Annotated in this window: 9 protein-coding genes; 4 read left to right on the top strand and 5 right to left on the bottom strand. The window is 54.9% G+C overall.

What is annotated here, in order from left to right; genetic code table 11:
- Positions 1-187 precede the first annotated feature (187 nt).
- A complete protein-coding gene (locus RBB81_RS14125; protein WP_353071082.1) occupies positions 188-2,443 on the top strand; it encodes a tetratricopeptide repeat protein in 2,256 nt (751 codons plus the stop codon).
- A 128-nt stretch (positions 2,444-2,571) separates the two neighbouring features.
- Here RBB81_RS14125 and RBB81_RS14120 read toward each other — a convergent pair whose 3' ends face one another.
- Positions 2,572-3,336, bottom strand: a complete 765-nt coding sequence (locus RBB81_RS14120; RefSeq protein WP_353071081.1) for a tetratricopeptide repeat protein — start codon at positions 3,334-3,336, stop codon at positions 2,572-2,574.
- A 369-nt stretch (positions 3,337-3,705) separates the two neighbouring features.
- On the opposite strand from RBB81_RS14120, the gene RBB81_RS14115 reads away from it, so the two are divergent.
- The 3 genes from RBB81_RS14115 to RBB81_RS14105 all read left to right on the top strand — a co-directional run bounded on the left by RBB81_RS14115 (position 3,706) and on the right by RBB81_RS14105 (position 6,292).
- On the top strand, positions 3,706-4,395 hold the full coding sequence (locus RBB81_RS14115; RefSeq protein ID WP_353071080.1) for a hypothetical protein: 690 nt from the start codon (positions 3,706-3,708) through the stop codon (positions 4,393-4,395).
- Positions 4,396-4,466: 71 nt separating this feature from the next.
- Complete coding sequence (locus RBB81_RS14110; RefSeq protein ID WP_353071079.1) at positions 4,467-5,522, top strand: hypothetical protein; 1,056 nt, start codon at positions 4,467-4,469, stop codon at positions 5,520-5,522.
- Positions 5,523-5,902: 380 nt separating this feature from the next.
- Entirely contained in the window at positions 5,903-6,292 is a 390-nt protein-coding gene (locus RBB81_RS14105) for a hypothetical protein (RefSeq protein ID WP_353071078.1), read from the top strand.
- Positions 6,293-6,502: 210 nt separating this feature from the next.
- Here RBB81_RS14105 and RBB81_RS14100 read toward each other — a convergent pair whose 3' ends face one another.
- The 4 genes from RBB81_RS14100 to RBB81_RS14085 all read right to left on the bottom strand — a co-directional run bounded on the left by RBB81_RS14100 (position 6,503) and on the right by RBB81_RS14085 (position 14,286).
- Positions 6,503-7,708: a hypothetical protein gene (locus RBB81_RS14100; protein WP_183788637.1), complete on the bottom strand. Its 1,206-nt coding sequence runs from the start codon at positions 7,706-7,708 to the stop codon at positions 6,503-6,505.
- A gap of 3 nt (positions 7,709-7,711) precedes the next feature.
- The gene (locus RBB81_RS14095) at positions 7,712-8,806 is read right to left on the bottom strand and encodes a hypothetical protein (protein ID WP_353071077.1); all 1,095 of its coding nucleotides are present in this window, start codon (positions 8,804-8,806) and stop codon (positions 7,712-7,714) included.
- Between the two features lie 169 nt (positions 8,807-8,975).
- Positions 8,976-10,421 (bottom strand): tetratricopeptide repeat protein, encoded by a 1,446-nt coding sequence (locus RBB81_RS14090; protein WP_353071076.1) that lies wholly within the window; start codon positions 10,419-10,421, stop codon positions 8,976-8,978.
- A gap of 94 nt (positions 10,422-10,515) precedes the next feature.
- Entirely contained in the window at positions 10,516-14,286 is a 3,771-nt protein-coding gene (locus tag RBB81_RS14085) for a TonB-dependent receptor (protein ID WP_353071075.1), read from the bottom strand.
- Between the last annotated feature and the right edge of the window lie 464 nt (positions 14,287-14,750).

The following is a 14,750-nucleotide window of genomic DNA, read 5'->3' as shown; positions in this document are numbered from 1 at the left end:
GATATCCGCGCCAAGACGTGGCGCAGAGGAGCCAAAACGACTACCATTCTTCTCGGTTCGACATTTTGCTTCGCGAAGCAGACTCAGTAATGCTTTTCCGCAGTCTATTTTCTGGAAATCGTCTGATCATATAAAGATGGATGAACGACCGGTGATACCTGACAAAACGAACTCGACTCGAAAGTGCATGGGATGCTTCGCCCTCGTTGCTGGCTTCTGCGTTTTGACGTCCGCTTCTCTTCACCTGCAGGCAGTAAAAGCAGGCAGCGAAGTCGAGGAGGGCGCGGCTACTCGCCATGCTTATTCGGAAAAGGTCGCCGAAAAGTACAACTATCGCTATGGAAAAGAACTGCCGTTCCTGCCGTCGAATGCCACCACGGTCAACGGCGAGTTCCTAGACCCCAGACTCTTTCCCACCGCCGACTACTGTGGCCATTGCCATCGGGAAAGTCACAAACAGTGGCGCGAATCTGCCCACTCGAACGCCAACCGCGTTCCCTACTACCTCCGCAACGTCGCCCTCCTCAATGACTCCAAAGGTATCGAGTTCTCCCGGCACTGCGAAGGCTGCCATGATCCAATCGCACTCGTTTCAGGTGCTTTGACGCAGGCAGGCCCGAAGAAGCGTCCCTACGATCAGGACGGCGTAACCTGCACGGTTTGCCACTCCATACAGGCCATCGACACCCGCGGCACGGGCAGCTACGTCATGGGCATTCCCGCCGTGCTGGTCGACGAAGGCGGACAACCCGTCACACGCAAGGTGTCTGACGGCGAGATCCTTGCTCATCTCGACCGCCACAGCAAGGCCGTCATGAAGGACTTTTATCGCACCTCTGCGTTCTGCGCTACCTGCCACAAAGCCGCTCTGCCCCGGACTTTGAACGATTACAAGTGGCAGCGCGCCATCTCTCTCTACGACGAGTGGCAGAATTCCTCCTTCGCAAAGCAGTCTCCTTTGCCTTTCTACGTCAAAGATTCTGTCTCCTCCTGCCAGACCTGTCACATGCAGCGCGAGAAGCTGACGCTTACCGACTCAGGTGCCAAGGAGGGTCAGCTCGCATCGCATCGCTGGCTCGGAGCCAACACGCTTATCCCCAAAATCTACGGCTTCGATGAGCAGGCTACACGCATCGTTCAGTTCTTGCAGAACAGTGTCTTCAACGTCGACATTTTCGCGTTGGAACATGGCGAAATGGTCGACAGCGCCTCGGAAAAGGAGCTCGTCGCACCGCTCGGTCTCACCCCATTCACGATCGCTCCAGGTGAGACCATCACGGCAGACGTCGTCATTCAGAACAAGGGCATAGCTCACAGTCACGTACCCGAGCAGCGCGACATGTACGAGTCCTGGGTCGAGTTTCTGGTCAAGGACGCCTCAGGCAGGATTCTTCATCAAAGCGGCTTCATCAAGCCGGACGGCAATCTGGACGAACGTGCTCACAGCTTCACCAACCGCCTCGTCAACGTCAAAGGCGGCCTCAACGATCTGCATCAGGTCTGGACAAACCGCGTCGTCGCCTACAACAACACGATCCAGTCCGGCCGTTCGCAGCTTGTGCGTTACTCGTTCGTTATGCCGCCCGCGTCCGGCGGCCCTATCACGATCACGGCGACCGTCAAATACAGACGCTTCGATCAGCACTTCATCGACTTCGGCATGAATAGGCACTATGAGCAGCCTATCGTTGATATGTCCGCTGAGACCCGCACTCTCGTCGTCGGGGAGAACAAGCCAATCGCTCCCGGCGCTACTGAAAACAAGGAATGGATGCGCTGGAACAACTACGGCATCGCGATGCTGGACGCGCAGCAGTACGCCGCTTCGGCTCACGCCTTCCAGCACGTTGCCAGGCTCCGCCCTGACTACGCCGACGTCTACACCAACACCGCTATCGTCCAAATTCAATGGGAAAAGTACGACGAAGCTAGACCCAATCTGCAGAAGGCTCTCACGCTTGCTCCCGGGAGCGCCCGCGCCCTTTACTATCAAGCTCTCGTCGAGCGCAATCTGGGCAATATGAGCGAGGCCATCGCCGACCTTCAGAAAGTCGTGACCAGCTTCCCGGAGTCACGCGACGCCCATCGCGAACTTGGCTTCTCCTACTACCAGCTGCATCAGTATGACCTCGCCCGCGCAGAGTACGAGAAGGTTCAAACGATCGATCCTGATGACCTCGCTGCGCACTACAACCTTTCAATCCTCTACCGCCGTCTGGGCCTGAAAGACAAAGCCCAGCAACAGGCCGCGATCTTCGCCGACCAGAAGGACGACCCCACCGCCAGCACCTATGCACTTGAGTACCTCCGCCAGCACACTGAAATCGCAAATGAAAGCGTCATATGGCATACCCATGAATTAGACATGCCATTCAAACCGGGATTGCAGCCACCACAGACCGTCGCTCCCACTTCCAGCTCGATGAGCGGCGGCAGCTTCTGAAAATCGCAACGTAAATTTAGACAGAACGTCACCCTCGACTGACCCAGGCGAGTACATCCCAAAGCCCAACCCACCCGGACAGATCCGATCCAGCCGCCGCCACCGCATCAAACCAACCCACTTGTCTCCTATTGCGCCGGAGTGGAATGCGAACCATATAGCTCTGTACTCCTCTGCAGTTCGATTCTGCTCTTTTCCACCTCGCCGCTCTGCTTGTAGGCGCGCCCCAGCACGAAGTGGAACCGCGGATTCTTCGGTTCCAGCGCGACCGCTTTCTCCAGCGCCGCTTCCGCCTCTGGCAGCCTGTTGAGAGCCAGCAAGGCCTGGCCAAGCGCCTCTTGACACTGCGCACATGACGGAGCAATCGCGGCTGCCCGCGCTAGTTTTTCAGCGGCCTCCTGCGGCTGATTTCGATCCAGTAGCAACAGCCCAAGATTTAGTAGCGGTTGTTCGCTCTGTGACGCCGAGCCCTGCTGCAGCGCTTCGGCCTTGCGGTACGCCTCCATCGCCTTCTCCAGCTGATTTTGAGACGCAAGTGTAAGCCCCAGGTTGTTCTCCGCCTTTACGCTGCGGCTATCCAAGGTAAGCACCCTCCGGAAGGACGTTTCAGCTCCGCCGTAATCTCCTTTGCTGTACTGCGCGCGTCCCAAGCTGTACCAGGTATCCGCATCGTCCGGAGAGAGATCCGTCGCCTGCTTCAGCCATCGAATTGCGTCGGCGTAATCCTGCAGCAGAACGTAATCCAGCCCCACCATGCGCAACTCTTCGCCCGTAGGCCGGCGTTCTGCAGCAGCCTCGGTGAAAACCCGCAACGACTCTTTCGGCTGATCTCTTCGCATCAACACCTCGCCCAGCAAATAAAGCCCATCGGCGGAAGTAGGCTCGCGCTGCAAAAAACGTCCGCAGAACTTGCTCTGCAGCAGCGAACTCTGACCGTTTTATTTGACCCCGTGCTTGCTGCAACGAATCCTCCGCTCTAGCCACCGCTCCGCTGGTTTGATCGAAAAGATCTCCATGCAACACCCAAAAACCTGAAAATCCATTCAACTCAACCAAGACCATCCGCATCGGCGGCGATTGACCCACCGCCGAAATCGTCAGCGGCAGAAAAGCGACGGACCTAATCCATCTCAACGAGGAACCTTTTGTATCAACGAAGATCTTCAAAAGGGCCAGCTCCAGCTTCTCTTAGTTGTCGAGGCCTGCGAGTAAAGATTTTCTGAAAAGGTCTTAAAGCGAATGAACGTGCACCGAAAAATTCCATGCGATTTCATCCCGAACATTATAGCTACAGTTGCTTAGCACCATACCAAACCGCCTACGCTGAAGCCACTACCCGGACCGTCAATGGCCAGCAGTGCCGCACCGCCTATCCGAATAACATCATCACCTCGCCGCTGAGCCCTGTCGCAACCGCCATCTCAGCCTACATCCCCCAGGCCTCCAACGCCTTCACTAATAACTTCGTCTTCGCCGGAACTTATCCCATAATCAGCACTGCGGAATCCATTCGCATCGATCAGGCTTTCGGGCAGAACAACAAAGTGTTCGTCTCCTACAACGTCCGCGACAACGTTCGGAACAACAACAATCTTCCGCAGTTCCAGCTACCGGTAACTTCGTTCCTCACCTCCCAGGATCTTCCCACACACCTGGTCCGCGTCGGATACGATCACATCTTCTCGCCAACCCTCTTAAACCACGCCCTCATCGCCTTCACCCGCGTGCTCAACAAGGAAGGCTTCATCACGCCATCGCAGGGCAAAGACTACTCTCAGCTCGTCGGACTTCCAGGAGGCACCGGAAACTACTTTCCCGGCATCATCCTTAATAGCGTCACCGGCAATGAAAGCAGCCGGGTAAATCTCGGCGATTACGTTGATCCAAACAACAACGGCTTCAACTCAAAAATTTCCGACAACTCCTATTACGTCAGCGATGCATCTCGCTGACGAAAGGCAAGCATAATCTCACCATCGGAGGCGAATACCGTTACGCAGTCTCCATCTCCAGCTTCACCAACGTGGATAGCGGTAGCTTTGTCTTCAGCCGCGCACAGACAGCCGGAACCGCCACTACCACCGCCAACAGCGGAGACGGTTTCGCCAGCTTCCTCCTCGGGCAGGTCGCCCAGGCCACCGTCAAGCAGAACTTCGTCACTATCCGGAACGTCGGCCAATACAGCGCGCTCTACGTACAGGATGAGTTCAAGGCCAACAAGGATCTCAACCTGTCCCTTGGACTTCGCTATGACGTTGACCTTCCCTTCAAAGAGCTCCACAACTTCGGGTCGCAGTTCAACCCCACGACTATCAACACCGGCGCTCAGGGCACCAACACCCCCGGAGCTTTGGAGTTCGCCGGCAACGGCGCAGGAAAGGATGGCATCAGCTCGCGTTACTCCAACGTCTACTACAAAAACGTCGAGCCACGCGTAGGCATTACCTGGTCTCCGAGCTCGCTCGGTCACAAGAGCGTCTTCTCCGCTGCTTACAGCGGCCTCAATGCTCCGATTCTCCAATGGCAACAGATCTACGGCGGAGTGCCTGCTGGCTATTCCTCCATCAGCCAGATCAACAATAACGCGAACCCTTTCACCACAGGCGAACTGCTCGATCCCGCTTCGCTCAAAAGCCCCGGTATCGCCAACCCAGGAGCCTTCGGTGTACCAAACATACCCACCAACCCCAGCTTCGACCGTAGTCAGTTGAACGGTCAAAACGTCAACTACACCCGCCGCGACTTCGGCAAACCCGGCTACGACCAGACCTGGACCGCAACCGTTCAACAGCAGTTCGCAACCGATCTGATTCTTACCTTGGCTATCTCGGTGAGCGGGCCGTTCACCTCGGCTCCAACCTGCTCTACCTCAACAATATTCCGCAGCAGAACTTCGCCCTCGGCTCCCAGCTCAGCGATCCCTTCACGGGCTCCGGCGCGCCGGTCGACGGAGTCTCCGCTCCTTACGCTGGCTTTCAGGGAACCGTCGCACAAGCTCTCAGACCCTTCCCTCAATATCACCTGGTTAACACCGATGCCTATGGCGAAAACCACGGCCAGCTTTCCTACAACGCGCTGACGGCTAAGCTGGAACGCCGCTATCACAACGGACTCAACCTCCTTGCCTCCTACACCTGGTCCAAGATTCTTACCGACACTGGTAACATCATCGGTGGCAGCCTCGGAGGCTCATACACCGCCAGCATTCAGAACCCACTCAACCTAAAAGCAGAAAAGGCCATCTCCCCGCAGGATACGCCGCAGATCTTCGTCATTAGCTACATCTACGACCTGCCCTTCGGCAAGGACAAGAGCTTCCTGAGCCGCGGCGGCGTAGTCAACTACCTTGTCGGCGGATGGTCAGTCAGCGGCATCCAAAGATATCAAAGTGGCCAACCACCTGGCTTCGGCTGCGCAACCGGGATCCCCGGATACGACAACTGCATTCGCTACAACTTCGTGCCCGGACAGAATCTGCGTTCAAGTGCTAGGAGGAACGGATCGTTCAATCCTGCACTCGCTGGATCGAACCTCTGGTACAACCCTGCCGGCGTCCGCGATCCCAATGCCGACGTCACTAGAACTATCTCCTATGCCTTCGGCGACAAACCCGCCTATGAGTCCGACGATCGCTCATTCGGCTATCTCGAAGAAGACTTCGGCTTGATCAAGCGGACTCACATCACCGAACGCGTAGCCTTCCAGTTCCGTGCCGAAGCCTTCAACGCCTTCAACCGCCACGTCTTCGGTAATCCCGACAACAACCCGCACGATGCTGGCTTCGGAACGGTCGGCAGCACTGCCAACAGCCCGCGTTCGCTTCAACTCACCTTCCGCGCGGAGTTCTAACTGTCGAAAGCCTGGAAGCAGAGAAATATTCCTGTTCCCAGGCTCTAATCAGGTCCGGCTACGGGCACGCCATCAAGCTGTGCCCGGAAATTGCTTGCAGTGAAATGGGCTTAGCCTCAGAGATAAGCTGGTCATTCAGGGCGCCATTTATTCGGAGCCGCTTTAGAATCTTGGGCCGTACAACGCCTCGCCGTCGGGATTGCCCGGCGATCATCCGGCAACTGAAAGCAACTCCGCGAGATTAAGCATCGAGTTCGACTCTGTGCCCCGAGGCAGTGATGGAGCAATCACGAGGGCCTCGCTGTGGTCCTCAAACCAAACCAAAAACGAAGACTGTTCAGATCCCGGGAGTCGCTGCTGGTTGATCCAATGATAGTAGGCGCCCATATCGGCATCAATCAAGGAGCCTCTGAGATCGAGTTCGGGATTGCTCTCGCCACCGGACATCAGCTCATTCATTGGCTTCTGCCGTTGCCGAGGGGCAAAACGCACGAATAAGGTGAGGGGTTGCGCCCTTCGCAAAGCTTCGCGAGCCGTCCACTGGGCAAAGGTCGTACTGAATATCTGGGTCCCGGAACCCTCTGTGAGCAGCTTGACCTGAAAGCGCTGCAACACCTCGTCTCCTCCTTTATCGAGACCGAGGTCCGTTGGAGATAGACGCGCCATGTGTGTGCGCAGTTCCTCAGGGCCCATTCCCGGCCTTCCAATCTCCATTTGAATATTTTTCAGCAATGCGGCGCGTACGGGTTCCAGCCTCTGAAAGGACACGCAAGTGAGCAATGGGCTGTGTTCCGCTGCCTGCCCTCCATCGACATACCAATGTCCATAAGGAACCGGATGTGTCTTTGCCCTGGCTTCAACTGCGGCCAGCAGAAGTTTAACTCCGTTCTCAGATTTGACTTGCCTGAAATAAGTTCCGTGCTCGCGCAGATTACGGAACAGGGGCTCGTCATAAGACAAAACGCCTTGTCCGATGACCGCAACTCCAAGCCTGCGCATGGCATTTAGTTGGGGCGCCGTCCCTATGCGGGTACGGTTGCCGTAAGCGATCGCTGCGTCCGTGAACGCATCTAGCTGATGAGTTGTCCAAAGGTATGCCGATAACTGTTCGACAAACTGGGCTGGCTGGTTGATCCAATCAAGGCTCTCAAGTTTCCCCGACAGAGAAAGTTGCCAGAATGCCTGAAACCATTCATGGATCTGCGCGGGCGTTAGAGAACTAAGAGCAGCAAGTTCCCGATCGATTGCCGCATGCTCTGCGGGAAACTTGTAATCGTATTCAATGACCTCCCGCAGTAAGCTTGGCACGAAGCTCAGCGGCAGCTGCTTCACTGCTCCCAGGTGAGCCACGACGAGCTTTCTTGCCTCGGGCGGATACCCAGCGAACTGTTCGGCTTTGAGGTCCCTTGGCAGCATAACCTACAACAACTCGTGGATCGGCACGCCTTGTGACAGCTTCGGCGAGAATCCCATCATTGCGCCGAGAGTGGGGACAAGATCGATCGATTGCAGCGGACGATCATACACCATCCCCTGTCGAACGCCAGTGCCCAGGGCCATCATCCAGGTCGTGCGTGACGCCGCGTCACCCGTGCGATGGTGCTGAAATCCATTCCCGCCGGCATCCTCGTCGGCATCGCGTCCAAAATCCGGAAGGATAAACATCGTCGTATTGCCCGCGTATTCGGGTTCGGCTTGAACCGCTTTCCAAAGCTCCGCACAAAGACGGTCTGTGCGCCGAATTGCCTCAATATAGAGCGAGTAAGCACCGGTGTGAGCGACATCGATATCGTGCATCGTAATCCAAAGCAGACTTGGAGATTCCTGCGGCATTAGACGCTTCGCAATGTATACGGAAAGCTCATCCGCGCTCGAGACAGTTCGTGCATGCACCATGAAATCATCGACTGAGAGCTTCAATATTCTTTCCATTTGCTGCAGTTCGAATTCGCCGCCTCTAATTTGCGGTGCATATAGCGGTGTCTCATAATTATCACGAAGCAAATGGTTGAAATCCGCACCCGCTCCAGATGTTGCCGCACTCAGTAGATGCTTCGGTAAAATAACTTTCGCTCCCAGGCCAGGACCATAGGAACGATACTCGCTTTCGCCAATTCGGTTAAACCCATTGCTGGGCGCGACCACCCATGCGCTCGACGACGGGCGATTCAGGTCCTTGCGAAAATACTCGAACACTGTAGGATGTTCAGGTGGAACCGCCGAAAAATTATTGAGCGTTTCATAAACGCCGGTCGCCAGACTTGCGGTCGCCACGTAGTGGCCCAATATCCCCTGATTTATCACATGCGTGAAAAAACTGGACTGCGGAGCCAGCTCGTGGAGCATGTGCGGTATATTCTCCTGCCCTTCCGGAGCGAATGTCTCTTGATCCCGAGCGCCTCCACCAAACGTAATGACAATGATCTTCCGCTTCTTTGCCGCAGCCTCTCCATGCACAAAGGGGCTGCCTCCCATCAGCGCACTTCCCAGCGCCAGTCCAGCCGTACTGCGCAAAAAGTCGCGCCTGCTGCGACTAAGACGCTGTGCAGTGCGAGATCGGACAAGAGTCGCCTCGCTGAATGACGATGATGCCCTCAACTCAAATCCACCTTATGTCCTCCTAACTTCGATCATGCGCAACTTCTTCTCTCTTGGTTCGACATGCGATCGCCGATGCCGGCATTCAAGGCTTGGTTACCGAGCCGGGCTTCGCCGAATACACAAACTGCTGGACCTCGGCCCTTTCCTTATCAACTGCGGCCATATGTTGTGCCTGCAGTCTTTGATAGAGGGCGAACTCCTCCCGTGCATGGTCCTTTTGTCCGGCGCGAACATAATACTGGCCGAGACGGTAATGAGCATCTGGAAGACTAGGATTCAATTCCAGTGCCCGCCGATACTCAGGAAGCGACTTTGACAACTCATGCTGATCTGCGTACAGAATGCCCAATTGCAAATGCGCGTCGGCGAGTGTTCCATCTAATGCAATCGCCTTATGCAGCAAAGACTCCACCGCCCGAAAATCCACACTGGGTCCTTCCAGCCGTTTCCCCTTCCATAAACTAACAGCGTAATAATACTTGGCCAGCGCGTTGTCTGGCTGCAGCTCCGAATATCGCCGAAATCTTTCGATTACATCATCCGCCTGATTGGGAGAGCTAAGGTACGACTTGGACAAAAACAGATAACATCGGGCATCGGTAGGGTCGAGATCCGCTGCTGTAAGCAAAGATTTGATCGACTCCTCATACCTGCCCTGTGAATATAGCGCCATTCCTAACCCGATGAGTAGACGTGGGGAATTCGGATAATGCCGGGTAGCTTGCTGGAAGACGTCGATGGCTGGCTCATACGTCCTGTGGAGAAGAAGCTCGCTTCCCCAGGCAAACAGATTGTCCTCGCTCGGATCCATTTGAGCGGCAATTTGAAACTCGTTCGCCGCTTGAAGATATCTTCCGTCCTTCTCCTCGATCTGACCCAGCAGGTTGTGCAGTTCGCCGGTGTTCTTCTGTTTCACCATGTTCTGAACAAGCTGCCGCGCGTCTTCGAGCCGTCCCATAAGAAAGTAAACGAGAGCCAGATCGTAGCCGTTGCTATAAGAGGAAGGGTTGATCCGTTGCGCTTGTTCGAGCAGAGGAAGCGCATTCGCAATCCTATTGGTCTGAAGATAGAAGTCAGCCAGATTGTGGTTCGCGCCGAAATCCCCAGGTTCAAGAGCGAGTGCCCTGCGAAACTGCGCCTCGGCCAACTCCAGCTTCCCAGAACTAGCCAGAGCTGTTGCTAGATTCGTTCTTGCTGCCCCCAAATCCGGTTTCAATCGTACCGCGATTGCCAGTTGCTCTACAGCCTTCTCGTTTTCAGACAGCGCAGCATAAGTCAGCCCTAGAATCTCGCGAACTTCAAAGCTCTTCGGGACACTGGGTAAAATACTTTCCAGTTGGACCGCGGCCTCGGTGTACTTCCCTGCGTGGTACTGGGCTACCGCTGACTGAAACTGGCGATCTAGATTTTGGCTTGGGCCGTCTTGGGCCGCTAAAGCCTCAGCCTTCGAATTACGGACTGCAAATGCCGCGCAAAGCAGAAACCATCCGCAAAGAACTACAAGCCGCAATTGATGCGCCTTGCTCATAATCCTCCGCGTGAGGACAACAACACACCCACTAGAATACCTCGAACTCGAAAGGCACGTCTCGAGACGCCTTTCCCGCGAGCTTCAACTCAACCTAATAGTACAGCTTGAGAGCGAATTGAATCTGCCTTGGATCATACGGTGCATCGCGGGTCGATCCGATTTCACCAAAGGTGGAACTGGTGAAATTGCCCGAGTTTCCGATCGCTGTCACACCGTTACCTCCGAAGTTAGGCGAATTGAAGTTCGGATGATTCAAGATGTTAAAGAACTCGGCCCGGAACTGCATCGAGAAGCGCTCGCTAAGCTGGAAGGCCTTGAACGTTGAGAAGTCGAACCGATGGAATCCCGGCCCTGTGGTGGTTGACGGCCCGGCGCCCAAAATAGCACTTCCGGTTAAAGGGAAGCATCCGGCGGGTGCAACTGCTCCCAGCGGGCAAGGTTGCTGGAAGGCGTTCGGGTTCCCGAACCAGCTGAGTTTTCCGTTCGAGTCCGTATGCAGGCCAAGCTTCTGACTCTGCCCAAGCACCTGCACATCGTTGCAATACGTTCCAGAGGTTGTTGCGGTTGGGCAAGTGAGAGTGATCGGTTGGCCGCCCTGCAGGGTCACGATCCAGTTCACGCTCCACCCACCAATAACTGCATTCCCAAGTTTGCCAGCGTCGGCCATGAACTTCCTATCCTTGCCGAACGGTAGTTGATAGCCGCCGCTCAAATGGACCACATTTCGGATATCGAAGTCGGCCAGCCCGTAGTCAAATCTAGGACCAAGTCCAGGGACATACGCGGCCCGGTATCCACTTGAATTGCCTGTACTACCTCCGTTGAGGAGGTCGGCGGCATCCGAAAGCGTCTTCGAATAGGTATAGGTAACCAGGTAACTCAATCCGCTTGAAAATTGTTGTTCAAGTTTGGTTTGCAGGCCGCTGTAGTTACTGAGTCCAAGAGTTTGCTGATATTGCGCATTCTGACCAAAATCTGGAAATGGCAGGAAAGGAAGCACACTGGTGTTGGCTGGTAGCAATTGAGAGACGTTATTGTTGCCGATACCAACCTGCAGGTTATTGACGTTCGTAAATACGTAAGCAACCTGCGCGGACATAGTGGGGGTGATCGCGTATTGGAGAGTGAGGTTGCTGCTGACGGTGACCGGTGTTATGTATTTGAACTGAAGCCCCTGAAGGCCCAACCCTTTAGCATTTACCGCAAGAGGAGTAAACGAACTGCAGCTGAGACCGGCGCCAATCGGTGCGCTTCCGCCCGGACCCGCGGTCGCGCACGTCCCGTAGGGGTTGGAACCGGAACCGAAGGCTGCGGAGTCTGTCGTTCCCTTGTAGTCGAAGTTGTAGACGAAGGGATAGTTCTCGCCGATATTGGGTCCGTAACCCTGGTTCTCAAACGAGTTGTAGAAGAGCCCCACACCACCACGGAAGACAAACTTCGGGTTAATCTGAAAGGCGAAGCCTGCGCGGGGCGCGAAGTTGCCGTGTTGTGTCTTGACGAGAGCATTACCGTATCTGTTGGTCTCCTCAAGCGCAATTCCGTCTTTTGCCAACAGATCAAGGAAGCCGTTGCCGTTAAGAGAAGGATTATTGGAGGTGGAAGACAGAGACCTATCGGCCTTCCCTGACGCCGGGATTAGATATGTCGGCAGTCCGTTTGGAGGGCCGTTTTGAACAAAGTTGGCCTGGGCGCCATTTGATTCGGAGATTGGACTGAAGTAATCCCAGCGCAGGCCGAGATTGAAGGTAAACCTCGGAGTGACCTTCCAGTCATCCTGGAAGTAGAGAGCGGTGTACTTCCTTGTGTCATAGGTTTTGCTGATATTCGATGCATGTATCTCGTTCGCGCCTCCCACAAAACCGACTCCACCTGGATAAGCTGCTGCCGTTGGCGTCAAAAGGAGTTGTGCACGACCGGTCTGGTCCCCAGACTGGCCCGGAACACCTGCGAAGTTGCCATTGAAGTCGAACTCACCTCGTGAGTACGCGGGTTGTAGCGTGTTGAAGTGGACATTCTGGAACTCGATGCCCATCTTGAAGCTGTGTTTTCCATAGATCTTCGTGAAGTCATCTGTGATCTGGAGGGTCTGGCTAACCTCATCGGAAGGCAGGAAGTCGTTGCTGCCCAGCTCTTGTAAACCGCCGATGACGATCGCCGGAAGGCCGCCGTTCTCAGACGACTGCGGGATGCCCTGGATGCCGTATTTTGCAGGAATGCCTTGGGTGGTACCCTCTGGGCCGAATCGAGTGGTGTGCAGGTGGTTGAAGCCAACACGCGCTACGTTAACGATGTCGGGAGTAAACACGTGCGTCCAAGCGGCAACAGCCTGATCGGATTTCGCTGTCTGGAGGCCCTGCTGGAAGCTGCCGCCGTCTGCAACACCGCCAAAAGGTCCCGGAATAAATTGTGGGTCATCCACGTAGCTGAAGCGAACGAATATCTGTTCTTTTTGCGTGGGATTGTAGTCTCCGCGCACGTCAAAGGCGTTGCGATGCTCAAAAAGCTTTGGACTTGTTACAAAGTTCGAGGTGATGCCTGAAGCGGTTGGCAATGGATATAGATTAAGCAGGCCGATTGCATTCGGATCCAGGCGGGAGCCAGGGATTTGGTTCAGGTTGCAAGCTGCTAGTGAAAAAGACAGGGTACCTGGTGCGCAAGAGCCGAACGGATCGCGAACGTAGCCACTTTTTGACGCTACGAAACCTGAGACAGGGTCAAGCACACCTGCCGTAACCGCACGCGTTGTTGCCGGGTCCAGGATCGTGCCAAATGGTATCGATCTGCCCACATTGTCTGTACGCGCCGGTCCCGACTGCCCAGTGATCAGGTCAGAGAGATTTGTGTAGCCGCTGTTTCTCTCCAAGTTTGTCGGCACGCCAATACCAGACTGAGTATTACCTTGGACGCGCCGAAAACCTTCATAGTCGCCAAAGAAGAAGAGCTTGTTCTTGATGATTGGCCCACCGATGGTCGCTCCGAACTGGTTAAAGCGCAACGTTCCCTTTTGGACTTCGAAGTAGTCTTTCGCGTCGAGTACGTCATTGCGGAAGAACTCCCAGACCGCTCCATGTAGGCTGTTTGTGCCAGACTTGATCGTGGCGTTCAGAACGGCACCGGCCGAACGACCGAGCTCAGCGCTGAAACCTGCAGTCTGCACTTTGAACTCCTGAATTGCGTCCAACGGAGGAAGAATGACAAAGTTCGTTCCGTTCAGGAAGTCCACTGCATTGGAATTGTTGTCGATACCATCCAACAGGTAGTTGTTCTGTGCCGGCCGCAGACCATTGGCTGTAAAGGCTCCGGAGGCCGCGTTTCCGCGTGTGTCCGCCTGTGACGTATTCACGCCAGCGCCAAGCTGGGCAAGAAAGGTGAAGTTGCGCCCATTCAAAGGCAGGGCATTCACGGTACGTTCGGACACAACTTGTCCAACCGACGATTCGTCTGTTTGCAACTGCGGAGGCGCAGTCGTGACCTCCACCGTCGTAGTCGTTGAGCCTATCTTTAGTTGAACGTTGACCTGCAGGTTTTGGCCGACAGACACGTTCAGATTTTTCTGAGAGGTCGTAGAGAAACCCGGGCTCGTAACCGTTACCGTGTAGTTGCCAATCCTTACCGGCGAAAAGATATAAACTCCGGCCGCGTTCGTGTTGGTCTCCAGAGACAATCCTTGGTCGATATTCAAAAGAGTCACATGAGCATTCGGAACAATCGCACCTGCGGCATCTACGACCGTGCCGTTGATTGCTCCTTCGTCGACCTGCCCAAAGACGCATTGGGTCTGGGCCAGGAGAAGGCACAAGTAAGAAAGGGTTATAAAGCCGAAACGTCCATACCAGCTCATAGCATTGCGATCAAAAGCCATCCGAATTACCTCAGTTTTTTCGTTCCATGGTCATTGCGCTTCGCCGAACCTGAAAGGCTGATTGGATAGACACGTAAAGCTTTTCCGAGTAAAAGTAAGCGTTTACATTGTCGACGAGGAATCTAGTACAACCGGATAACTATTGTCAACCAAAAGGTTGAAACTGCCGTCTGCAGATAGATGGACTTCTGCCGCGGTGAGTAGTGTGTTTCCGCGCACGATTTTAGCTGTGTCCTTGTCCGGTGCTAACATTGCCGTCTACACGGACCTAGCCGAAATGTCGCATCGCAAAAGCGGAAGTCACTTTCTTTCACGGCGAAAGCTCCTCAAAAGCTTAGGCTTGGCACCTGTCCTGTTCCGTCCAGTTGCCTTCCATGCATCTTCATTCCTACTCGCCCCCCCGGAGACCCTCCCGAGTCAAGCTTCAAATTTCTCCTATGCCGACATAAGGCTCAAACCCCACT

The organism is Tunturibacter gelidoferens (assembly GCF_040358255.1).
In the GTDB taxonomy this organism is placed as follows: Bacteria; Acidobacteriota; Terriglobia; order Terriglobales; family Acidobacteriaceae; genus Edaphobacter; species Edaphobacter gelidiferens.
This window is presented reverse-complemented; position numbering and strand designations above follow the sequence as displayed.

Coding starts and splice junctions, on each gene's coding strand:
- RBB81_RS14125 (WP_353071082.1), top strand. CDS start 188: ATGGGATGCTTCGCCCTCGTTGCTGGCTTCTGCGTTTTGACGTCCGCT.
- RBB81_RS14115 (WP_353071080.1), top strand. CDS start 3,706: ATGCGATTTCATCCCGAACATTATAGCTACAGTTGCTTAGCACCATAC.
- RBB81_RS14100 (WP_183788637.1), bottom strand. CDS start 7,708: ATGCTGCCAAGGGACCTCAAAGCCGAACAGTTCGCTGGGTATCCGCCC.
- RBB81_RS14090 (WP_353071076.1), bottom strand. CDS start 10,421: ATGAGCAAGGCGCATCAATTGCGGCTTGTAGTTCTTTGCGGATGGTTT.
- RBB81_RS14085 (WP_353071075.1), bottom strand. CDS start 14,286: ATGGCTTTTGATCGCAATGCTATGAGCTGGTATGGACGTTTCGGCTTT.